This window comes from Rhodococcus sp. IEGM 1370 (assembly GCF_033142325.1).
Classification (GTDB): domain Bacteria; phylum Actinomycetota; class Actinomycetes; order Mycobacteriales; family Mycobacteriaceae; genus Rhodococcoides.
This window is the reverse complement of record NZ_JAWLRY010000014.1, coordinates 63,027-84,367: the sequence shown is the minus strand read 5'-3', so window position 1 is coordinate 84,367 and position 21,341 is coordinate 63,027. Positions and strand designations below refer to the sequence as shown.

The window sequence follows — 21,341 nt, the reverse complement described above, 5'->3', positions numbered from 1 at the left end:
CCAGCGGTACACGGGGTGTGGCGCAGCTTGGTAGCGCGCTTCGTTCGGGACGAAGAGGTCGTGGGTTCGAATCCCGCCACCCCGACAGTTGGACCACGAAGAGGGACCCATTCGATTCGATCGAATGGGTCCCTCTTTTCACGCAATGGACGGCTACTGTGAGTCGACTCTGTCGACCCCGAGCGAACGGATCTCACGACCCATGCCGACCCCCACCCGCGTTCACGTCAAGCACCGGTTCGTCTCTCCCCCCGAGGTCGTCTTCGCGGCGTTGTCGGAGCACGAGAACCTCGGCCCGCTCTTCATGGCGAAGATCGCCCGCGTTCGGGACGGTGACACCTCCCGCAACGGCGTCGGGTCGACGCGCAGCCTGAAGCTGGGTCCGCTTCCCGCGTTCGAGGAAACCACGATCACCTCCAAGCCCCATTCGCTGATCGAGTACCGCATCACCAAGGGCGGTCCGCTGCGCGGCCACTGGGGCGTGCAGAAGTTCACCCCCACCGCCGACGGCGGCACCGAGCTCGACTACACGATCGGATTCGACGCACCCGTCCCCGGCCTCGCCGCGATCGTCGGTAAAGCACTGACGTCGAGCATCTCGAAGAATTTGTCGACACTCGCTCCGTAGCGCCGCCACCCGGCGGCAAGTCATACCCGAGTAGGACACCGGACATACTCGGGACCGACGATTCTCGCCGCCGAATGCGGGACGGTCGAGGCATGGACATCGTCAGAACTCACAGCCTCGGCAAGCGCTACGGCGCCCATACCGTCGTCGACGACGTGAACCTTCGCATTCCTGAGGGCTGCGTCTACGGCTTTCTCGGTCCGAACGGATCGGGCAAGTCGACGACCATGAAAATGTTGCTGTCCCTGATCCGACCGACCTCCGGTGAGGTGGAGATCCTCGGGAAGCCGATGAATCACGAGACCCGCCGCGGAGTGCTTTCACACATCGGTTCACTCATCGAAGCTCCACCCGGATACGGGCATCTCACGGGTGCGGAGAACCTTCGTATCGTGCAACGCTCGCTCGGATTGCACACCGAACAGATCGACCGGGCGGTGGCCACCGTCCGGCTGCAGGAGCACCTCGACAAGAAGGTGAAGAACTACTCGCTGGGGATGAAACAGCGCCTGGGCATCGCGATGGCGCTGGCGCGCGAACCACGACTTCTGATCCTGGACGAGCCCACCAACGGCTTGGACCCGGCTGGCATCGAAGAGATCCGCGGACTGCTTCGCCATCTCGCCGAACACGGCGTGACAGTGATGGTCTCGAGCCATCTGCTCGGCGAGATCGACAAGACGGCGAAAATGCTGGGGATCCTGAGCCAGGGGCGCTTGATCTTCCAAGGCACCCGCGACGAGCTGTTCGCCGCCTCCACTCCGGATGTACTCATCGACGTCATCGATCCGACTTGTGCGCGTTCGGTTCTGCAACAGCGCATTTCGGTCGAGGTCGAGGATCACACTCTGAGGCTGTCCGGCATCGACGATCGAGGTGCCGCACAGGTGGTGGCAGAACTCGTCGGCGCGAACGCAGGCGTCTACGGCGTTCGGCGCGACGATCAGTCGCTCGAAGACGTATTCATGAATCTGACGAAGGGTGGCCGATTGTGACGACCGTACGCAACGAGTTCGCCAAACTCAGGCACCTGCACATCGGCGCGATCGCCGCTGTGTTGGTCGCCGCAATCGTCGGGTTGACCTTCGTCGGCGCTATCACCGCAACAGCGTCGAAGGATTCGACCACGGTCTCCTGGGCGCTGCTACTGGCCGGGCTGACCCTTGCCGTCCCCGTCGCATCCCCGCTGCTGATCGCCGTGATGGCCAGCCGCACAATGGAAGTCGAGCACCAATCCAAGGGCTGGCTGCTGAACCGGACCAATGGAACCGGGCGCGGAGCCCTCGTGCGCGCGAAGCTCGTCTCGACGGGCCTCGTCGTTGCCGGCGCAACGGTTGCGGCCAGTACTGGAGGTGTATTTCTGGGAATCGCAGTCGGGGTGACCCAACCCTTGCCTGCCGACCTGTGGTTGGGCTACACGGCGGCGGCGGTGACGACCAACCTCGTGATACTCGCTGTGCACCTGCTGATCTCAGCGCGTGTGGACAACCAACTGGTCGCGCTGGGAATCGGCATCGTGGGTACCGTCATCGCGATCTGCGCCTCCGGATTTCCCTCCTGGGCAGCACACCTGACGCCGTGGGGCTACTACTCCTTGGCGTCTGCCGCCGACTACCGAGGCGAACAAGTGGTGACGCTGAACCCGTCCTACGCCAGCGTCGCCGCCCTCGCAGTTGTCGGAGCAGTGTCGTTCTGGTTCATGACCGTTCGACTCGATCGACAGGAGGTACGAGCATGAATGCGTTCTCGGCCGAAATGATCAAGCTCAGGCGCTCGCAGGCATGGGCGGTCGTCGTTCTCCTCCCGCTGATCATCGCGGGGGTCGGAACGTTCAACACGATCGCGTCGGGCGCAGAGCTGACAGAGGGATCGCGCACATTGTGGTTGCGCACAGTCGTGTTCTACGGCCTGTTCCCACTCGCACTCGGAGTTGCGGCACTGGCATCACTGGTTTGGAGATCCGAACACCGAGGCGGGAATTGGAATGCCCTGATGAGTGGCCCGGTTCCGTCGGTGCGCATCGTGATCGTCAAGACGGCTGTGGTGGCAACACTGACCGCGGCCATGAACATCGTCATGCTGGCAGCCGTCGTTGTTCTCGGCAAGGTGGTCTTCTCGCTCGACGGAACGCTCCCTTCCGAGCTCTTCGCGACCGGTGCGCTGATAGTGGTGGGGTCACTACCGGTCGCGGCACTGCACTCCGCGTTGTCGATGGCCGTCAGGTCGTTCGCGGTGCCGATTGCCATCGCTCTCGTCGGGGCCGGTATATCGGTGTTCCTCCTCACCGCCGAGGTGACCGGGGCGATCTTCGTGTTGCCCTATGCCCTGGCCACTCGCGCAACCCAGTTGGCCTCCGGAACTTTCGGTGACTCGGGTTCGCTGACCACCGGGGCCGCACTGTCGGTCCTGACCGCCACGGCGCTGCTCACTGTCGCGGTCGTCGCATCGGCAGGCAGGGCACTCGACCGCAAGGACATTCACGTCCAGTGACAGCTCGAGGCCCCGACCGAATGCTCTCGATCGGGGCCTCGTGAAACGTCGAGTCAGCTGGACGCAGCGCGCAGTTTCTCCAACAGCGGGCCTGCGGCCTCGGCGAGGAAGCGCTCCTGGGTCTCGTCGCCCACCTGCACGAGTGCGATGTCGGTGTACCCGGCCTCCCAGTACGGCTTCACGGCCTCGACGATGGCGTCCAGGTCCGGTCCGCACGGAATCGTGTCGGCCACATCTTCTTTACGGACGAACTTGGTGGCTCCGGCGAATCCAGCCGTCGTCGGCAGATCGGCGTTGACGGCCCAACCGCCCGCGAACCAGCGGAAGCGATCGTGCGCGCGATCGACGGCCGCGTCCTTGTCCGGATCCCAGGAGATCGGGATCTGTCCGATGGACCGCGCCGGGCCCTCGTGGTTGTCCGACCATGCCTTGACGAGATCGGCGTCGGGCTCGGTGGCGATGAGGTGATCGCCGTACTCGGCGAATCGCGCGACGGCCTTCTCGCCACCGGCTGCGATGCCGATGGGCACGCCGCCCTCGGGCAGGTCCCAGATCCGGGCGGAGTCGACGCGAAAGTGCTTGCCGTCGTACGTGACCAAGCCACCGGCGTGCAATGCCCTGATGATCTCGAGCGCCTCGACGAACATGTCCTGCCGCTTGTCGATGGACGGCCAGCCCTCGCCGACGACGTGCTCGTTCAGGTTCTCACCGCTGCCGAGGCCGAGGGTGAAGCGGCCGTCGGCCAGGATCTGCATCGTCGCAGCCTTCTGCGCGACGACGGCCGGGTGATACCGGATGATCGGGCATGTCACGTACGTCATGAGCTCGACGCGTTCGGTGGCCTGAGCCACCGCGCCCAATGTGGTCCAGGCGTACGGCGAGTGCCCCATGGAGGACAGCCACGGCGAGTAATGATCGCTGGCGACCTCGAAGTCGAAGCCGACTCTCTCGGCACCGACTGCGTACTGCACCAGCTCTTTCGGGCCGCTCTGCTCGGTCATCAAGGTGTATCCGAAATTGGTCATGCGTGTCTCCTAGATAGTTGCGACGGAACCGGCGTCGACTCGGTAGTTCGATCCGTTGACGAAGGACGCGCGGTCCGAGCACAGGAACGTGATCACCGAGGCGACTTCCTCGGGCTCGCCACGGCGTCCGAGCTCCATGTACGGACGCTCCTCGTCGAGGAAGCTCTCGATGGCACCGTCGCGGTCGGTTCCCTTCTCCTCGGCGCGCTTGTCCATCATCGCGTCGGTCATCGGGGTGTGAATGAACGCGGGAGAGACCGCATTGACCAGCAGTCCCTCCGACGCATAGCTGCGCGAGAGCCCCTTGGCGAGGGCCAGCACGCCGGCTTTGGCCGCGCAGTAGGGCAATTCGTCGTCGTACGGCTGCACGGCGTCCTCGGAGGTCAGCAACACGATGCGTCCCCAGCCACCGCGGCGGAGTGCGGGCAGAAATGCTCGCAGTAGCCGGACCGGTCCCATCAGGTCGATGTCGAGGGTGGAACGCCACCCCTCCTCGTCGATCTCGTGGAACAGCCCCTGCGCTCCGGTCACTCCGGAGGACTGGACGAGAATGTCGATGTCGCCCACTACCTGCTGCGTCCGTGCTGCCAGGTTCTCGACCGCGTCGGTGTCGGTCACGTCCGCGGCGAACGCGAACAACTGCCCCTCCGTTGCGCCGAGTTTCGCTGCGGCCTCGTCGAGCGAGGTCTGATCCTTGTCGCTGACCACGACGCGAACACCCTCGGCCAGCAACATTTTCGCGGTGTGCCAGCCGATACCGGAGTCTGCTCCGGTGACCAATGCTGTCCTACCGTTGATTCCCAAATCCATCGAATTCCACCTTGTGTATGAGATTACGGTCAGGCTGTGGCGTCGTGCGAGCGCGCAATGGTCAGCGCCGCATTCACCAGGGCCAGGTGGCTCAAGCCTTGTGGGAAGTTACCCAGAAACGATCCATCCGAAGCATCGATCATTTCGCTGTACAAACCGACGTCGTTGGACAGCTCCACCAGTTGGTCCATCAGAGCTGCAGCTTCGTCGTCTCGGCCGACGCAGGACAGCGCCGACACTCGCCAGAACGCGCAGGCCACGAAGGTCACTTCTTCCTTCGAGACCCCGCTGTAGCGGTACATCAACGGGCCGGCACCGAGTTCTTCGACGAGCGCATCGATGGTGGACGAAAGACGTTCTCCCCGATCGAAATCCATCTCGGCCGCGAGCAGTACCGACGCATCGAGACCGTCGGCACCCGGGTACGCCAGGTAGGCCTGCCGCTCGTCCGACCAACACTCGGTCTCGATGTAGAGCCGGATGCGTTCCTTCTCGGCCTTCCATCGATCCGGTATCCCCGGGATCTCGCCTGCTTCTGCCAGGTGCACGGCGCAGTCCAGCGCCTGCCAACAACCGAGCTTGGAGCTGGTGTAGTGCTGTTCGTCCTCGAGCTCCCAGATCCCGGCGTCCTTGCGCTGCCACGAATCGCAGGCCTCGTCGGCGATGGCGGCCAGCAGGCGCCCCGTCTGCGCATCCAGGATGTTCCCCGCGTCGACGTACTGCCGGATGATGGAGAACAGGTCACCGAAGATCATCAGCTGCAGCTGATCCGCGGCGGCGTTGCCGTTGACCACCGGCCCGATGCCTCGCCAGCCGGGAACGTCGGGTTGTTCGGTGCCACCGGGCAATTGACCACCGAGGGTGTAGAAGACGTTGACCAACGGATCGTTGACTCGGATCACTTTCAGCAGCCACGCCACTGCAGCGTGGATCTCCTCGCGGAGCCCGAATCGCTGCAGCGCGCGGATGGTGTACGCGGCGTCGCGCACCCACGCGTAGCGGTAGTCCCAGTTCTTGCCACCGGTCCTGTTCTCGGGCAGAGAGGTGGTGGCAGCGGCGGCGATGGCACCGGAGGGGCTGTGCAGCAACAACTTCAGAGCCAGCGCGCTCCGCGCCACATGCTCCGACCACGGCCCCTGGTACGAGAACTCGTCGGACCACACGCGCCAGTTGGCGATCGTCCGGTCGATCCCCTCGTCGAGGTGCTGCGGATCGGGCAGGGGCAACGGCTCGTTCTCCGTCCCGACGACGCCCAGCACATGCCGAGAATCCGGGCGGGCGGTGAACACACCACCGATGTCGCGGTCCGCGACGTGCACCTCCTCGATGCCCAGAGTCCGCACGGCCAGGGTCAATCCGTCGACCCGCAAAACGGTGCCGTGCTCGGTGTCGTACGCCCAAGGCGACGCGATGCCGAGCATGGTGCCCGGTGCCACGGACCACGACAGCTCGACGGTGCCGTCGAGACCCTCGACGCGGCGGGCCAACTCCACCCACGGAAGACGCCCGGCGACACCGGTGTTCAACGAGTCGGTGACTCGAACGGTGCCGGTGTCGGTACGGAACGTCGTGCTCAGCACATTTGTCCCAGGGACGAATTCACGCTGGACGGTGAACTCCTCCAGCGGCGTCAGCTGGATGTATCCACCGTTCCCAGCGTCGAGCAACGCTGCGAACGGCGGCGGCGAATCGAGGTTCGGAACCGGAAACCAATCGATCCGGCCGTCGTCGGCGATCATCGCCACGGTGCGGCCGTCACCGATGGCGCCGTAGCTCTCTATGGGGACATAACCGTCGACCCTTGGGTGCGGCTTGCGGAACTCGCTCAAGCACTTGCCTTTTCATCGGAGTAGAAGGGACTGTCCTCGATGTGGGCGAGCAGATCGGCGGGGTCGTCGAACACTGCTACCGCCCCCACGTCGAGCAACTCACCACGTGAGATACCGCCACTGCGAACACCGATGGCGCGTACACCCGCGCGACCGGCCGACTCGATGTCCCAGACGCTGTCGCCGACCATCACCGCCTTGGAGGCCTCGACACCGGCCCGTTCGAGTGCAACCGCAACGATGTCGGGCTCGGGCTTGGCTACGTCGGCGTCCTCACCGCTGGTCACCACGGCAACGGAGTCCTCGACGTCGAGCAGGTCGCGCAACGTCGACAACTCGCTCTCCGGAGCCGAGGTCGCAAGCACCACGGTGATGCCGCGAGAGTTCAAGTCCGCCAACAGTTCACGGGCACCCGGCAGCACTTCGAGATCCGCCGACGCAGCAGCGTAGTACTCGCCGTGCAGCGTCTTCGCTTCGTGGGCAAGCGCGCTGTTCGAGGACCCGACGAGCGTCTCGAGCAGCTTCGACCCGTCCATCCCGATGCAGCGGTGAACACGCCAGGAAGGAACGGAACCACCGGCCTCACGAAACGCGCGCGACCACGCGTCGACGTGCACGTAGTTGGAATCGACGAGGGTGCCGTCGATGTCGAGCAGGACCGCGTCGACCGTCGGTTTGGAAACAGGCATGGTTTTCGGATACCCGGGGGTGGTGCAGGCAAACAACAGGCCCCCCGCTGTGCGCGAGGGGCCTGTCGGGTGGGAAAACGTCAGCTGGCCTGGGCCTGCCACATCCAGTGCAGCTGCTCGAGCCGAGCCGTGATGCCGATGAGCAGGTCCTGGGTCACCGGATCGGCTTCGCCAGTGTCGGCGATGCGTCCGCGAAGACGCTCCACGACCGCGGCGAGGTTGTCGACGACCGCTGGGACGACTTCGCTGTCCTTGGTCCATCCGGCACCGAAGCCCTTGGTTCCTGCCGTCGAGGAGACGGTGGCTGCGCGCCCGTCGGGGCTGACGCCGATAGCGGTGGCGCGCTCGGCGGCCTGGTCGGTGAATTCACGTGCGGCCGTGACCAACTCGTCGAGCTCGAGGTGCACCGACCGGAAGTTCTTGCCGATCACGTTCCAGTGCGCCTGCTTGGCGATGAGCGAAAGGTCGATGAGATCGACCACAGTTCCCTGAAGCGCGTCGCCGGCGATCTTCTGCTGGCCTGCGTCGAGGGTGCTGGTGATGGGGTTCGTCATGATGTGGCCTCCCTGCCGTTGGACGACGGTATGCATCGCACACCATTATTGTTCTTTCGTCTGTACTGCACAACGGCAGGTCGACCCGCGTTGTTCCGGATCGGCGTCACATCCGCTGTGACGCCGATCCCAACATCAGACCTTGGCTGCTTCGTCGGCAGGATCGTCGATTGCGCCTGCACCCGTGGTCGGTGCGGTCTCGTTCTGCTGCGACCGAACGCCTTCCTCGACCTTCTTGCCGAGCTCGGGATCGACGTTGGTCCAGTACTCGAACACCCGGCTCAGAACGGGCTCGCTGACGCCGTTGAGGACGTGCCCCACGATGTTCCCGACGAGGCGCTCGCGCTGCGCGTCGTCCATGACCTCGCGGACCAGGGCTCCCGCTTGCACGAAGTCGCCGTCCTCGGGGTGCTCGATGTACCCGGTGCGCACGAAGCGGGGCTCGAAGTCCCATGCTCCGTCGTCGCCGTACTTGTTCGTGTCCGCCGACGGGCCGCCGAACGAGTTCGGCGCGTAGACGGGCGTCTCCGGGGAGTTGAACGAGTACCGCATGTTGCCGTCCTTGGAGTACGAGTTGACCTCGGACTTCGGGGCGTTGACCGGCAGCTGCGCGTAGTTGGCTCCGATGCGGTACCGGTGCGCGTCGGCGTAGGAGAAGACGCGGCCGAGCAGCATCTTGTCGGGGCTGAAGCCGATGCCGGGCACGGTGTTGGACGGCTCGAACGAGCTCTGCTCGATCTGCGCGAAGAAGTTCTCCGGGTTGCGGTTCAAGGTCATCTTGCCGACCTCGATCAACGGGTAGTCCTTCTGCGACCAGACCTTGGTGAGGTCGAACGGGTTGTACTTGTAGTTCTCGGCCTCGTCGTACGGCATGAGCTGCACCTTGAGGGTCCAGCTGGGGAAGTCGCCGTTCTTGATGGATCCGAAGAGGTCCTGACGGTGATGATCGGGGGACGTACCCGCAACCTCGTCCGCCTTGTCCTGCGTCAGGAAGTCGATGCCCTGATCGGTCTTGAAGTGGAACTTGACCCAGGTCTTCGTGCCGTCCTCGGCGATGAGCTGGTACGTGTGCGAACCGAACCCGTCCATGTGGCGGAACGACTTGGGGATACCCCGGTCGCCCATGAGCCACGTCACCTGGTGCGCCGACTCGGGCGAGAGGGTCCAGAAGTCCCACTGCATGTTGTTGTCGCGCAGACCGGAGTCGGGCATGCGCTTCTGGCTACGGATGAAGTCCTGGAACTTGATCGGGTCCTTGACGAAGAAGATCGGGGTGTTGTTGCCGACCAGGTCCCAGTTGCCTTCCTCGGTGTAGAACTTCAGCGAGAATCCGCGCGGGTCACGCCAGGTGTCGGGGCTACCCTGCTCGCCGGCGACGGTGGAGAAGCGCGCCAACATCTCGGTCTTGGCACCGGGCTGCAACGCCTTCGCCTTGGTGTACTTGCTGATGTCCCCGGTGATCTCGAGTTCGCCGAACGCGCCTGCGCCCTTGGCGTGCACGACGCGCTCCGGGACCCGCTCGCGGTTGAACTGCGCCATCTTCTCGATGAGGTAGTGGTCGTGCAGCAGAATCGGTCCCTGCGTTCCGGCGGTCAGCGACTGATCGTCGCTGGGGACGGGGATTCCCGAGTTGCTGGTGGTCGGCTTGTTGCTGATCGGCTTGGTCATACGAAGCCTCCTGAAGGGCTGAATAGAGTCCGAAGAGGGCTGCTCTTCGAAAAAGCTGTGAAACCGAGCGGCCGTACGCTGGACCGCAGTGTCAGACGGAATGCCTCGTGCAGTCGCCGCACAAACCCCAGAGCACGATTTCGGCCTCGTCGACGACGAATCCGTGCGTGTCCCCGGGTACGAGGCACGGCGACGCTCCGACGGCGCAGTCGACATCGGCTACCACGCGGCACTCTCGGCACACGAGGTGGTGGTGATTGTCCGCCGTACGGCTCTCGTACAGCGCGGCCGAGCCGGCGGGTTCGATGCGACGGAGCAAACCTGCATCGACGCAGGCCCTGAGCACGTCGTAGACGGCTTGAGTCGACACCGAACCACCGTCCTCACGGACGGCGGCAGCGATGTCGTCGGCGTCCGAATGCGGTCGGGCTGTGACCGCATTCAGAACTGCAACTCGGGGTCCGGTGACGCGGAGACCGACCGAGCGCAACTGCGCTACGGGGTCGACGCGTTCGGTGAGCTGCATGTACTCCAGCATGCCCCTAATCTGGACTAAGTCAAGAAAAGGGGATCACGGCTGGCCGACCAGGTGCGCTTCACCCGTCCGCATCGAACCCGACACGATCTGCAAGCCGAAATACGTGCCCGACGGCATCCAGCGACTCAGCGTCGGGCCCTTCGCGTCCACCTCGACGCGCGCCAACCTGGCTTTGCCCTTCAAGCTTGCGGTGGCGATGGCCGAGCCGCCGGACACCGGCTGTGCGAAACCGAGGGATCCGAGCATCGGGAACTGCGGTCCCACGGCGCGGGACGTCGTCCGCACCGACCATTCGTCGCCGCTCACCCCGGCCTCGCCCAGCACGTCACCCTCGAACTCGGCCAGCACCTTGGGCAGGTGCCAGTTGGTCCGGCCGCCGTGGACCGAAGTCGCGGAATCGACGGCGATGAACGGCACCGACATCCGCGGAACGCGTCCGACATCGCGGCGCAGCACCGGGCTCGCCAGGATCTCGCGGTACGGGCCGACCGGTGAGGTGACGTAGTCGACGACCATCGCCATCGTGATCGGCAACGTCTTGGCACCGACAGGTGCGAAGTCCGACGAACGGGCCCGATGCCACCAGATCGTGGCCCGCACGTTCGCCGGCCACGGCGCTGCCGGACTGACCGGCCAGTCGGTGCGATCGGTATCGGATTCGGTGACACTCCACATCAGGAATCCCTCCCCACGACGGTCAGGGGAAGCCGCAGGGCACCCGGTGCCGACACCGGCACCACCGGCTGCACGGGCTGAGTGGGTGCGATCTCCTGATAGCCCGAGCCCACCGCGGGTCGCCGATCGGGCTCACCCTTGTTGGGCCACAACGCCATTGCTCGCTCGGCCTGGGCGGTGATCGTCAGGGACGGATTGACGCCGAGGTTGGCGCTGACGGCAGAACCGTCGAGCACGTGCAATCCCTCGTAGCCGTAGACCCGCTGGTAACCGTCGATCACGCCGGTCTGCGGCGAGTCGCCGATCGCGCAGCCACCGAGGAAGTGCGCGGTCATCGGAATGTTGACGATCTCGGCGATCGATCCGCCCGGGTCACCGCCGATCTTGTCCGCGAGCAGACGAATTGCCTCGTGACCCTGCGGAATCCATTGCGGTGGTGGATCACCCGCGCCGGGCCTGCTGGTGAGGCGACGCCCGAACGGCCCCTTCTTCGATCCGAGTTCGAGCGAGTTGTCGTCGGTCTGCATCACCAACGCGATGACGGTTCGCTCCGACCAGCGATGCACCGACAGGCTCCGAACGGCGGCGCCGGGGTGACGCAGCGCGACGCCGAGCGTCTTGAGCACGCGCGGCATCTTGCCGCCGCCGTCGCTGAGCACGGTCTGCAGCAGGCCGATTGCGTTGCTGCCCTTGCCGTATCGCACCGGCTCGATGTGCGTGTGATCGTCCGGGTGGAACGACGACGTGATGGCCACGCCCTCGTGGTAGTCGACCTCACGGCCGCGAGCGGTCGCGGCGAGCACGGCCTCGGAATTGGTGCGCACCAACGAGCCGATCTTGTCCGACAGTCTCGGCAGCGAGCCCTTCTCCTTGGCCGCGAGCATCAGCTTCTGAGTGCCGTAGGTGCCGGCCGAGAAGATCACCTGATCGGCGGTGATCGTCTTCTCCTTGCGACGCAGCTTGCCACCGGTCCGACGCGTCACCACGTCGTAGCCCGCGCCGTTCGGCCGCACGTCCACGACGGTGGTCAACGGAAGAACATGCGCGCCTGCGTGTTCGGCGAGGTACAGGTAATTCTTGACGAGGGTGTTCTTCGCGCCGACGCGGCAGCCGGTCATGCACGCTCCGCATTCGGTGCAGCCGGTGCGCTCGGGCCCGGCACCGCCGAAGAACGGGTCGGGCGCGGTGCGGCCGCGATCTCCGAAGTAGACGCCCACCGGGGTCGAGGTGAACGTGTCCCCCACCCCCATGTCCTCGGCCACCTCTTTCATCACCTTGTCCGAGGCGGTGATGGTCGGGTTGGTCTCGACGCCGAGCATCCGGCGGGCCTGGTCGTAGTACGGATTCAGCTCGCGCTGCCAATCGGTGATCGAACCCCACTGCGGGTCCTCGAAGAACTTCGCCGGCGGCTGATACAGCGTGTTCGCGTAGTTCAGCGAACCGCCGCCCACACCCGCACCGGCCATCACCAGCACATCGGGCAGCAGGTGGATACGTTGCACCCCATAGCAACCCAACGCCGGAGCCCACAGATACTTGCGCAACCGCCAGCTGGTCTTCGGCAGCTCGTCGTCCTCGAACCGTCGACCGGACTCGAGAACCGCCACGCGGTACCCCTTCTCGACGGCCCGCAACGCAGCAACGCTGCCGCCGAAACCGGAGCCGATGATCAATACGTCGTAGTCGCTCATGCGGATACCACCTCGTTGTCTGAGTCGAGAGCGTCGGAGACGAGCCGATAATTCGGCACGTCGAACTCGCGCGTCTTGTTGCGGAACCGGAATGTGTAGGTGGGCCACATCGTGGAATTGCGGCCGTTGGCGTCGAGGTACCAGCTCGAGCACCCGCCGGCATTCCACACGGTGCCGTCGAGCGCGGAATCGACCCACGAATTGTGTTGCCGCTGAGCGGATTCGTTGACCTCCACGGCCGCGATCCTGCGATCCTTCATCGCGTGCAGCGCAGACACCACGTAGTTGGCCTGCGACTCGAGCATGTAGACGATGGAACTGTGCCCGAGATTGGTGTTGGGGCCGTACATCAGGAACAGGTTCGGGAAGCCGGCGACGGTGGTGCCGAGATGCGCCTGCGGGCTACCGCCCCAGTGCTCCGCGAGCGTCCGACCGTCGTTGCCCCGCAGCAGATGCGACACCGGCGGCTCGGTGGGGGTGAACCCCGTCGCGAAGATGATGGTGTCCACCTCGTGGTTGCGGCCCGAGGCGTCGACGACGCCGTTCTCGGTCACCGACGTCAGCCCCGACGTGACGAGATCGACGTCCGGCCGGTCCAGAGTCGGCAGCCAATCATTGGACAGCAGAAGCCTTTTGCAGCCGGGCGCGTAGTCGGGAGTCAGCGCCGCACGTTTCACCGGGTTCTTGACCTGACGCTTCAGATTCGATTTCGCGAACACCTTCACCGCGGGCAGCAGCCACGGGTTGTCCGCCAGCACGGTCACGTAGGCCTCGCGGTAGCCGTAGATGACACCGCGAACCGCGCGGTGCGCCAGAGGGATTTGCTCGTACAGCGTGCGCTCGAGCCGGCCGATGGTGCGGTCCAGGCGCGGAATCACCCACGCAGGGGTGCGCTGAAAGACGGTGAGCCGCTCGGCCCGGTCGACTATCTCGGGGACGAACTGCACCGCAGACGCCCCGGTGCCGATCACGGCGACCCGCTCGCCGGTGAGGTCGTGCTCGTGATTCCAGGTCGCGGAATGGAACACGGTGCCGGCGAACGTGTCGATTCCGGGGACGTCCGGGATCTTCGGAGTGGACAGCGCCCCGGTGGCAGCGACCAACACTCGGGCGCTCGCCGACCCCTGCGACGTCTGCACCGACCAACGGTTGTTCACCTCGTCCCAGGTGGCGGACTGCAATTCACAGTTCGTGACGATGCGATCGTTCAGGTCCAGACGATCCACCACCGAACGCAGGTAGTCGAACAATTCGGGCTGACGCGCGAAGGTGTGACTCCACTTGGGGCTCGGGGCGAACGAGAACGAGTACAGCGAGGTCGGCACGTCGCACGCGCACCCCGGGTAGGTGTTGTCGCGCCACGTGCCACCCACGTCGGACGCGCGTTCGATGACGGTCACGTCGGCGCTCGGGTCGGCGGCGAGGATCTTCGCCACCGCGGCCAGGCCTGCGAAACCGGCTCCGACCACGAGCACGTCGAGCTGTTCGGGGAGAGTTGCGTTCACGAATCCATCACCTTTTCGGACCAGACGGGAAGGAGCCGCCCGCGCAGCTGCGCGTCGGCTTCGGGAGTGCGGAACAGCGCCGAGACGGCCAGCCCGCGGGCGAGTTCGACACTGAGCTCGATGGATTCGGGGGACATCCGGCTACCCATGACGATCTGGGAACCGCCCTGAATGGCCTCGGCGACGCGCCGCTCCAAGGGGATCATCGCCTCGTGCAGCGCCGGGTCGGTACGGGCAGCCACCCAGAGCTCGAGCGCGGCGTAGAACAGGGGCCCGGAGAATGCGTCGGCGAGGATCTCGGGTCCCCGCTCGGGGTCCGGTTCGGCTTCGAGGATCTCCGAGAGACGACGATCGACGAGATGCTCGACGGCCGCGATCAGCAAGGACTCCTTGGTCGGGAAGTGGTGCAGCTGCGCTCCCCGGGAGACACCGGCACGCCGCGCGATCTCCTGGGTGCTGGTCTTGGCGAAGCCCAGTTCGACCAGGCAATCGATCGCGGCGTCGAGCAGCTTCGCCCGAGTGCCCGCGGTGCGTTCGGCCTGCGTCCGGCGCTCGGTGGGCGCTGAGTCGTCGAGCCCTGTGTCGGTAGTCACACTTCGCACAGTAGCGCTAAATCAACAAACAGTCCAGCCTGACTTTAAGTTTGCTGCAGGAAGCAGTCGGTCTGGATCTCACTGATTGATCGGAAAGTCGACTGGACTGCGCGCACCGCTTTCCAATCCATTTCCACTGCTCGGTTCTACGATCCGGTCGGTTCGACCTGCTTTAGCCACACGAATGCTGCATCGGAGCAGACGAAAGAGGGCCGATGACAATCTCTACCGTCGGTGTTCGTGGGGCCGCATGCGCAGTCGTGGGGATCCACGCGTTCACCTCGGCCGGCTGCAGCAGTGGCTCCGACTCGGTGCCGGCCAGCAAGCTGGCACCACAGTTTGCGCTGATCGACCATGGGCAATTCTGTCGCCATGCCCCTCGCTTCTCATGGCCGCTTCGACTACTCCCCCATCGGCGATCGCCCACAGTTCGAGTGGCCGGGTGGCGCGCGCCTCGCGGTGTACGTCGCAGTCAACTGCGAGCACTTTCCGTACGACGACGGAGGGCCAGGGCTGGGCTACACACCCGGAATGGATCAGCCGAACACCTACAACTGGGGTTGGCGCGAGTACGGCAACCGCGTCGGCGGCTTCCGGATCGCAGAGACGTTGCACCGGAGTGGAGTTCGCCCGACGTTGCTGGTCAACACCGAGGTGTACGAGCATGCTCCGCAGCTGGTCGACGCCTTCCGCGCCCTCGATGCGGAGGCCGTCGCGCACGGACGAACGAACGCCGTGCAACCGAACGATCAAGACGAGGAAGCCGAACGACGCTCGATCGACGAGGTGACGACCGCCATCGAGCGCCACGAGGGAGAACCTCCTCGGGGTTGGATGAGCCCCGGTGCCAACCCCAGCCGAGTGACCGAGGACCTGCTGGCCGAACGTGGCTACGAATACACCTTGGACTGGCCCATCGATGATCAGCCGGTCTGGCTGAGGACCCGCGGTGGCCCCTTGCTCAGCGTTCCGTACCCGCACGAGGTGAACGACCTTCCGGTGTTCGTTCACCATCACCAGACCGCAGCGACGTTCGAGCGCAACATAATCGACAGTTTCGACGAACTGAAGGAGAACTCGGAACACCAACCCGTAGTGCTCGCGATCTCTCTGCACACGTTTCTTACCGGACAGCCCTACCGACTTCGCCGGTTCCGGTCCGCCCTGCAACACATGCTCGACAACAGCGACGGCGTCTGGTTCACCACACCGGGCGAGATCGCCACGCACTACCGCGGTCTCGTAGCTCCCTCGGACACCGGCCGTCGACCGCTGCGCGACGGATAGGCGACGGACAGTCCACCGCTGGTGCCGCCAGCGACCTGGTCCACATGGATGCCTACCGAGTGTTGAAAGCCAGCCGGTCGTCGGTGAAAGCTCGGGCGGGCAGGAGAACTGCTGATGCGTGAGGTGCCTGGCCCGTCAGCGCTGATCGACAGCACCGTGCGCGTAGGGGGCCAGCCCGCCGAAGCCGCGCGGCTGGCGCACGGCTTCGAGAGAGGGAATGGCTTGGGCGGCCGAGTGGCGCGACTGATGTGTTGTCAGGCTGCGCGACGTTTTCGGCGGTGGTAGCTGGGGATGGGTTGTCGTGTGGGGTCGATGGATTCGGGTGGGATGGCGTAGGGGTGTCCGTCGTCGCCCATGAGCAGTTGCCAGTCGCCGTGGTGGACCAGGCGATGGCATTCCCCGCAGACCAGCGCGAGGTTGTTCAGGTCGGTGCGGCCGCCGTGTTCCCAGAATTTCACGTGGTGGGCTTGGCACCACTGTGCGGGGCGGCCGCACATCACGCAGCACCGATCGCGGATGGTCAGGGCGATGCGTTGGTCGTCGCTGGCGAGTCTGGTGCTGCGGCCGAGGGCGAGCGGGACGCCGTGGTGGTCGACGATGACCGGGGTGAGGTCGGCGTCGCAGGTGAGGAGTTCGGCGAAGGCGCGGCTCATCGGCCCGGTCCAGTCGAAGTGGAACGGCCAGTCGGCATCACCGGGGTCGGGTGCAGACTTCCGCCCGCAATGGTCACCGGCACCAGCGCTGGGACCGACACGATCGCCGCGGGGATCACCGTTCCATGAACCGTCGCCGGCACCGGCACTCTCACTCACCTGGTGACCGCCATCAGCGCCAGCCGCGGGAGGCGTTTCGGTATCGCCGGTCCGTGAGACGTCGCCGGCACCCGCGCCGCTCCCGCTGACGCGACGACCGTTGCCACGATCGGGACCGACGTCGGTATCGCGGGCTCGTGAACTGCCGCCGGCACCAGCATTGCTCCCGCTGACCCGACGACCAGTGCCACGATCGGGACCGGCCTCGGTATCGCGGGCTCGTGAACTGTCGCCGGCACCGCACCCGACGTAGTGACCGCCGTCAGCGCCCGCAACGGGACCCGCGTCGACATCACCGGTCCGCAAACTGTCGCCGGCTTCGGGACTCTCACTGACGTGGTGCCCGCCGTCAGCGCCGGCAACGGGACCCGTATCGGTATCGCCGGCCCGTGAGTCGCCACCGGAACCGTCTGTCGTCGAACCCGTTGTTGCGCTGTTCGATTGCGTGTGTCCGCGGTCGGCGAGCAGGTCCCGCAGCGGGACGATCAAGTGCACCGATGCCCGCGACCCGCCCGCCGATCCGCGGCCACCACCGCTCAGGTGCCGGTCGAGGATCCGATCGAGTGCATCCGCCCGCCGCTTCGACGGACCACGTAGATCGCGTTCACCTCCAGGGCCGGGCTGCGGCGCGGTCAACGCCGACAGCGCGGTGAGCAGCTTCTCGGCCAGGAGCCGGTCGACGTTGCCACCCATCTGGAAGCGGCCACTGGCAAGCGGGTGAACATCGAAACGGTTCAACTCCGGGTTCTCCGACACCGGTATCGGCGGCGGTCCAGCTGGAACAGGTTCGGGCTCAGCAGGTTCGGGCTCACTTGAGCCACCTGCATCACCCGCGCCACCGGCATCAGCTCGGGTCGCCCGGTCCCGCTCCTGTGTCCGCTCCTGTTCTTGTCGTTGCTTCTCGGCCTGCTCGTGGCGGGCTCTGGCGTCCTCGGCCGCGGAATGCGCCAGTGCCTGCGCGCGGGAGGCGACCTGCCCGGCGGTGCTGCGCATGGCGGTTTCGAGCAGTTCGGCGACGACAGCCTCGCGGCGTTGTTCGTCGAGGGTGGGGTCGGCGACCACCACGGTGGCGTAGCCGTCGGCGATCGCCGAGGCGTGCGCGGCGTGGATATCGCCACCTGCGAGGGCATTCAACACGCTGGGCCGGTCGGTGAGCCACTGCCCCAGCTCCATCTGACGGGCCGCGGACCCGTCGGTGATGCGCACCGATCGCGCGTACCACCGGGTGACCGACGAGTAGCCGAGTTTCATGGCCAAACCACGCCGGTCCATCTCCGCCAGCAGCGTCAATCGCGTTGCAGCGAGCTCGTTTTCGAGGGAGGACACGCCAGCGAGCTCGGAGACCAAATCCTGGTCACCGAGCCCGAACACATCCCCCAATGTCTTCACACCACGAAAGCTATACCCACCCACCGACAAGCTTTGTCACGGAGCGACGGTGCGGTACCTGAGCATCATTTCGTGGTCCTCGTGATCGAGCATGTGGCAGTGCCACATGTACCCCTGCAGTTCGCCGCCCCCACCCATGTCGTGTCCACCGTGCTCGCCGCCGTGGTGCGCGGCCGGCCCGGCGAAGGTGGCGTCGGGGTCGAAGCCGAGCTCGTCGGCCGTCGGGAATCGAACGAGGATCTGCGTGACGGTGCCCGGGTAGGTGTTGACGGTGTCCTTCCACCCGGCTTCCCACGCCGCAGGCGGCACCGACGGACCGGTGAGGAACTTCTCCACCGGCGGAGCCCATCTGGTACCGAATGTTGGCCTGGGGAAATCACGTTGGTAAGCGGCGAGGTCGATGGGGATGCGTCCCAGCGTCCGGAAGTGCGCCAAGTGCAGGTGAATCGGGTGCGGCTCCACCGTCGTGTTGACGATGTTCCACATCTCCACGGTCCCCTGCTTGGGCATCTCGATGTCCGGGTCCGAGTACCTCAGGTTGTTCAGGTTCATCAGAGTCATGTCCAGGTTGAGCCCGCCGGACGGCTGGTTGACGGTGACCGTTCGCGTGAATTTCGCGGTCGGCAACGGCGGCAACACATCCGGCTGTCCCTTGCCGCCGCGCAGCAACGTCGGCATACCGCCCCGGAACCCGGCCGCGGACGCGACGCGAAACTGGCAGAACATCGGCATCGGGACGGCTCCGAGGGACGCGGCCTGCGCCGGCGGCGGCTCGTCGTTGAGTAGTTCAACGAGAGCACCTGCCTCGACGGCACCGAAGTCGACGAGGATGTCGGCGCGCTCGGCCGGGGCGAGTCGGATGCTGGTGGCTTCCACAGGAGCGTCGAGCAATCCCCCGTCGTTCCCGATGACCCAGAATCGAAGTCTGTTGGTGAAGAACAGGTTCCACACGCTGTACGACCCGGCGTTGACGACGCGCAGCCGGTACATACCCCGGGCCACTTCCATCGTCGGCCAGATCTTGCCGTTGACGACGCCCACGTCTCCGGTGCCGCCGCCTTCCCATTTACCCTGCGGCACGGTGATATTGGAACGGATGCTCATGCTGCCGTCGGGGTTCATGATCTTTTCCTGCAGCACCAACGGCAGCTCGAACTCACCCGACGGCAGCCCCAGCGCATTGTCGGGCGTGCCGGTGTCCCAACGGTCCCGCACGAGGTTCATGCCGAGCAGGCCCGCGTACACGTTGATGCGCGTCATCGACATGGCGTGATCGTGGTACCAGAGTCCCGCGGCGTCGTTGAGCCCCGAGAAGTTGTGCGTCATCGACTCCCCCGGGCGCACCAGCATCTCGGAGTGCCCGTCGCTCGCCGGTTCGGTGACGGCCCCGTGCAGGTGCAGCGCCGTCGGTGTCATCGTGCGGTCCATCTCGCTCATGCCGTGCAGCGAGGTGTCGATGTCGGCGGCGAGCGGGTTGCCCGCGGTGGTGTTGGAATACTTCAGTGTCCAGGGCTGACCGGTCTGCGACTCGATGGTCGGTCCGAGGTAGTCGCACTGGCCGTACCCGAAGGTGGGCGCGGGTCGTAGATCGGCGTGGAACACGTGGGTGGAGCTGTGCGCGTCCAACGTCACCTCGGTACCGCTGATCAGCGGCAACCTGGGCAGCTCGTCCCGGAACGGCGTGAGGGGCGGTGAGTGGAACAGCAGGGGGCTTTGGCCACGGAGGAAGTCGTCGGCCATCGCGCGGCGCGTCGTCGACGCCACCGGGAGTGCAGCGGCACCAGCGGCTACTGCGGCGACGGCGAGCCCTCGAAGGGCGGTTCGCCTGGACACAGATCCGCTCACCGAGCCTCCTCTCTCCTTGTTGTGATTGGGGCCATACTATGTGCCCGTCGGCTCCCGCCGTCACCCCACACTCGGATCGTCCGGCACGTTCCTGCCGGTGGAGGGATCTATCTGTCATGGCAACGATTACTTTCGAGCGCACCACCAGGCTGTTTCCGGGCTCCGACGCCCCCGCGGTGGACGAGCTCGACCTGCACATCGAGGACGGTGAATTCCTCGTTCTGGTCGGCCCGTCGGGTTGCGGAAAGTCGACGTCGCTGCGGATGCTCGCGGGGCTCGAAGAGGTCAATTCCGGTCGCATCCTCATCGGCGGCAAGGACGTCACCCACTCCGAACCCAAGGATCGCGACATCGCGATGGTGTTCCAGAACTACGCGCTGTATCCGCACATGACCGTCGCGGAGAACATGGGCTTCGCTCTGAAGTTGGCGAAGGCGAACAAGGACGACATTCGCACTCGCGTCGAGGAGGCCGCGAAGCTACTCGACCTCGAGCCGTATCTCGACCGCAAGCCCAAGGCGCTCTCGGGCGGTCAGCGTCAGCGAGTTGCCATGGGCCGCGCCATCGTTCGTCAACCCCAGGTGTTTCTGATGGACGAGCCCCTGAGCAATCTCGACGCCAAGCTGCGGGTCCAGACGCGCACCCAGATCGCCCAGTTGCAGCGAAGGCTCGGAACGACGACGGTGTACGTCACCCACGATCAGGTAGAGGCCATGACGATGGGCGATCGCGTCGCCGTCCTGAAAGGTGGTGTGCTGCAGCAGTGCGCCACCCCGCGCGAGCTGTACCGGAAGCCGGTCAATGCGTTCGTCGCCGGGTTCATGGGCTCACCGTCGATGAATCTGTTCCGTGTCCCGGTCACCGACGGCGGCGTTCGCCTGGCCGATCAGGTGATTCCCGTGCCGCGCCAGACCCTCGGGTCGGCCGCCGAGGTGATGTTCGGCATCAGGCCCGAGCACATCGAGATCGCGAGCAGCGGAATCGCTCTCGAGATCGACGTGGTCGAAGAACTCGGCTCCGAGGCCTTCGTGTTCGGCCGTGCAGACATCAACGGCCGCACCGAGACCATCGTCGCCCGGGCCGATTGGCGCAGCCCACCCGAGAAGGGTGACCGCGTCCACGTCCGTATCGACGACGCGCACGCGCACATCTTCGACGCCTCCGCCGAGGGTCACCGCCTGAACTGACCGTCGTGGGGGGGGGGGGGGGGGCCGGGGGGGGGCCCCCCCCCCCCCCCCCCCCCCCCCCCCCCCCCCCCCCCCCCCGGGCGCGGCCCCCCCCCCGGCGCCCCGCCGGCGCCGCGCGCCCCGCCG

At 65.7% G+C, this 21,341-nt stretch carries 19 protein-coding genes and 1 tRNA gene; 7 read left to right on the top strand and 13 right to left on the bottom strand.

Annotation, left to right across the window (positions count from 1 at the left end; all coding sequences use genetic code 11):
• Window positions 1-11: 11 nt before the first annotated feature.
• The 5 genes from R4P47_RS17245 (at window position 12) to R4P47_RS17225 (ending at window position 3,118) form a co-directional block, all read left to right on the top strand.
• Window positions 12-85: transfer RNA gene (locus R4P47_RS17245), tRNA-Pro, on the top strand.
• Window positions 86-202: 117 nt separating this feature from the next.
• The gene (locus tag R4P47_RS17240) at window positions 203-628 is read left to right on the top strand and encodes an SRPBCC family protein (protein ID WP_317785294.1); all 426 of its coding nucleotides are present in this window, start codon (window positions 203-205) and stop codon (window positions 626-628) included.
• 92 nt (window positions 629-720) lie between these two features.
• Window positions 721-1,623 (top strand): ABC transporter ATP-binding protein, encoded by a 903-nt coding sequence (locus R4P47_RS17235; protein WP_317785293.1) that lies wholly within the window; start codon window positions 721-723, stop codon window positions 1,621-1,623.
• The gene (locus tag R4P47_RS17230; protein ID WP_317785292.1) at window positions 1,620-2,366 is read left to right on the top strand and encodes an ABC transporter permease; all 747 of its coding nucleotides are present in this window, start codon (window positions 1,620-1,622) and stop codon (window positions 2,364-2,366) included. Before R4P47_RS17235 ends, R4P47_RS17230 begins: the two co-directional genes overlap by 4 nt.
• The gene (locus R4P47_RS17225; protein WP_317785291.1) at window positions 2,363-3,118 is read left to right on the top strand and encodes an ABC transporter permease; all 756 of its coding nucleotides are present in this window, start codon (window positions 2,363-2,365) and stop codon (window positions 3,116-3,118) included. The genes R4P47_RS17230 and R4P47_RS17225 overlap by 4 nt, the downstream gene beginning before the upstream one ends.
• A gap of 53 nt (window positions 3,119-3,171) precedes the next feature.
• On the opposite strand, the gene R4P47_RS17220 is transcribed toward R4P47_RS17225, so the two are convergent.
• The 11 genes from R4P47_RS17220 to R4P47_RS17170 all read right to left on the bottom strand — a co-directional run bounded on the left by R4P47_RS17220 (window position 3,172) and on the right by R4P47_RS17170 (window position 14,704).
• Complete coding sequence (locus R4P47_RS17220) at window positions 3,172-4,143, bottom strand: LLM class F420-dependent oxidoreductase (RefSeq protein ID WP_149407292.1); 972 nt, start codon at window positions 4,141-4,143, stop codon at window positions 3,172-3,174.
• A 9-nt stretch (window positions 4,144-4,152) separates the two neighbouring features.
• Entirely contained in the window at window positions 4,153-4,953 is an 801-nt protein-coding gene (locus R4P47_RS17215) for an SDR family oxidoreductase (protein ID WP_317785290.1), read from the bottom strand.
• Window positions 4,954-4,982: 29 nt separating this feature from the next.
• Window positions 4,983-6,782: a glycoside hydrolase family 15 protein gene (locus tag R4P47_RS17210; RefSeq protein WP_317785289.1), complete on the bottom strand. Its 1,800-nt coding sequence runs from the start codon at window positions 6,780-6,782 to the stop codon at window positions 4,983-4,985.
• Window positions 6,779-7,471: an HAD family hydrolase gene (locus R4P47_RS17205; protein ID WP_317785288.1), complete on the bottom strand. Its 693-nt coding sequence runs from the start codon at window positions 7,469-7,471 to the stop codon at window positions 6,779-6,781. Before R4P47_RS17205 ends, R4P47_RS17210 begins: the two co-directional genes overlap by 4 nt.
• 80 nt (window positions 7,472-7,551) lie before the next feature.
• Entirely contained in the window at window positions 7,552-8,025 is a 474-nt protein-coding gene (locus R4P47_RS17200) for a Dps family protein (RefSeq protein ID WP_068054046.1), read from the bottom strand.
• A gap of 135 nt (window positions 8,026-8,160) precedes the next feature.
• Window positions 8,161-9,693 carry a catalase gene (locus R4P47_RS17195; RefSeq protein WP_283347339.1) on the bottom strand — a complete coding sequence of 511 codons (1,533 nt, stop codon included), beginning with the start codon at window positions 9,691-9,693 and terminating at the stop codon, window positions 8,161-8,163.
• 91 nt (window positions 9,694-9,784) lie between these two features.
• Window positions 9,785-10,231 carry a Fur family transcriptional regulator gene (locus R4P47_RS17190; protein WP_411567348.1) on the bottom strand — a complete coding sequence of 149 codons (447 nt, stop codon included), beginning with the start codon at window positions 10,229-10,231 and terminating at the stop codon, window positions 9,785-9,787.
• Between the two features lie 33 nt (window positions 10,232-10,264).
• Window positions 10,265-10,906, bottom strand: a complete 642-nt coding sequence (locus R4P47_RS17185; protein WP_317785287.1) for an acetoacetate decarboxylase family protein — start codon at window positions 10,904-10,906, stop codon at window positions 10,265-10,267.
• Window positions 10,906-12,597 carry a GMC oxidoreductase gene (locus R4P47_RS17180; protein ID WP_068054039.1) on the bottom strand — a complete coding sequence of 564 codons (1,692 nt, stop codon included), beginning with the start codon at window positions 12,595-12,597 and terminating at the stop codon, window positions 10,906-10,908. The genes R4P47_RS17185 and R4P47_RS17180 overlap by 1 nt, the downstream gene beginning before the upstream one ends.
• Window positions 12,594-14,102: an NAD(P)/FAD-dependent oxidoreductase gene (locus R4P47_RS17175; protein ID WP_317785286.1), complete on the bottom strand. Its 1,509-nt coding sequence runs from the start codon at window positions 14,100-14,102 to the stop codon at window positions 12,594-12,596. Before R4P47_RS17175 ends, R4P47_RS17180 begins: the two co-directional genes overlap by 4 nt.
• The gene (locus R4P47_RS17170; RefSeq protein WP_411567347.1) at window positions 14,099-14,704 is read right to left on the bottom strand and encodes a TetR/AcrR family transcriptional regulator; all 606 of its coding nucleotides are present in this window, start codon (window positions 14,702-14,704) and stop codon (window positions 14,099-14,101) included. Before R4P47_RS17170 ends, R4P47_RS17175 begins: the two co-directional genes overlap by 4 nt.
• Window positions 14,705-15,067: 363 nt before the next feature.
• Between R4P47_RS17170 and R4P47_RS17165 the strand changes: the two genes are divergently transcribed.
• The gene (locus R4P47_RS17165) at window positions 15,068-15,982 is read left to right on the top strand and encodes a polysaccharide deacetylase family protein (protein WP_317785284.1); all 915 of its coding nucleotides are present in this window, start codon (window positions 15,068-15,070) and stop codon (window positions 15,980-15,982) included.
• Between the two features lie 254 nt (window positions 15,983-16,236).
• Here the strand turns inward: R4P47_RS17165 and R4P47_RS17160 are convergent, their stop codons facing one another.
• Together R4P47_RS17160 and R4P47_RS17155 are read right to left on the bottom strand one after the other, a co-directional pair.
• Window positions 16,237-18,183, bottom strand: a complete 1,947-nt coding sequence (locus tag R4P47_RS17160) for a DUF222 domain-containing protein (RefSeq protein ID WP_317785283.1) — start codon at window positions 18,181-18,183, stop codon at window positions 16,237-16,239.
• 36 nt (window positions 18,184-18,219) lie between these two features.
• A complete protein-coding gene (locus R4P47_RS17155) occupies window positions 18,220-20,028 on the bottom strand; it encodes a multicopper oxidase family protein (RefSeq protein ID WP_317785282.1) in 1,809 nt (602 codons plus the stop codon).
• Window positions 20,029-20,144: 116 nt separating this feature from the next.
• On the opposite strand from R4P47_RS17155, the gene R4P47_RS17150 reads away from it, so the two are divergent.
• Window positions 20,145-21,215 carry an ABC transporter ATP-binding protein gene (locus tag R4P47_RS17150; protein WP_283347341.1) on the top strand — a complete coding sequence of 357 codons (1,071 nt, stop codon included), beginning with the start codon at window positions 20,145-20,147 and terminating at the stop codon, window positions 21,213-21,215.
• Window positions 21,216-21,341 lie beyond the last annotated feature (126 nt).

Bases quoted from the DNA above. Each gene is read 5' to 3' on its own strand.
- R4P47_RS17200 (WP_068054046.1), bottom strand. From the start codon at position 8,025: ATGACGAACCCCATCACCAGCACCCTCGACGCAGGCCAGCAGAAGATC.
- R4P47_RS17195 (WP_283347339.1), bottom strand. From the start codon at position 9,693: ATGACCAAGCCGATCAGCAACAAGCCGACCACCAGCAACTCGGGAATC.
- R4P47_RS17150 (WP_283347341.1), top strand. From the start codon at position 20,145: ATGGCAACGATTACTTTCGAGCGCACCACCAGGCTGTTTCCGGGCTCC.
- R4P47_RS17180 (WP_068054039.1), bottom strand. From the start codon at position 12,597: ATGAGCGACTACGACGTATTGATCATCGGCTCCGGTTTCGGCGGCAGC.
- R4P47_RS17185 (WP_317785287.1), bottom strand. From the start codon at position 10,906: ATGTGGAGTGTCACCGAATCCGATACCGATCGCACCGACTGGCCGGTC.
- R4P47_RS17220 (WP_149407292.1), bottom strand. From the start codon at position 4,143: ATGACCAATTTCGGATACACCTTGATGACCGAGCAGAGCGGCCCGAAA.
- R4P47_RS17240 (WP_317785294.1), top strand. From the start codon at position 203: ATGCCGACCCCCACCCGCGTTCACGTCAAGCACCGGTTCGTCTCTCCC.
- R4P47_RS17190 (WP_411567348.1), bottom strand. From the start codon at position 10,231: ATGCTGGAGTACATGCAGCTCACCGAACGCGTCGACCCCGTAGCGCAG.
- R4P47_RS17205 (WP_317785288.1), bottom strand. From the start codon at position 7,471: ATGCCTGTTTCCAAACCGACGGTCGACGCGGTCCTGCTCGACATCGAC.
- R4P47_RS17215 (WP_317785290.1), bottom strand. From the start codon at position 4,953: ATGGATTTGGGAATCAACGGTAGGACAGCATTGGTCACCGGAGCAGAC.
- R4P47_RS17165 (WP_317785284.1), top strand. From the start codon at position 15,068: ATGCCCCTCGCTTCTCATGGCCGCTTCGACTACTCCCCCATCGGCGAT.
- R4P47_RS17225 (WP_317785291.1), top strand. From the start codon at position 2,363: ATGAATGCGTTCTCGGCCGAAATGATCAAGCTCAGGCGCTCGCAGGCA.
- R4P47_RS17235 (WP_317785293.1), top strand. From the start codon at position 721: ATGGACATCGTCAGAACTCACAGCCTCGGCAAGCGCTACGGCGCCCAT.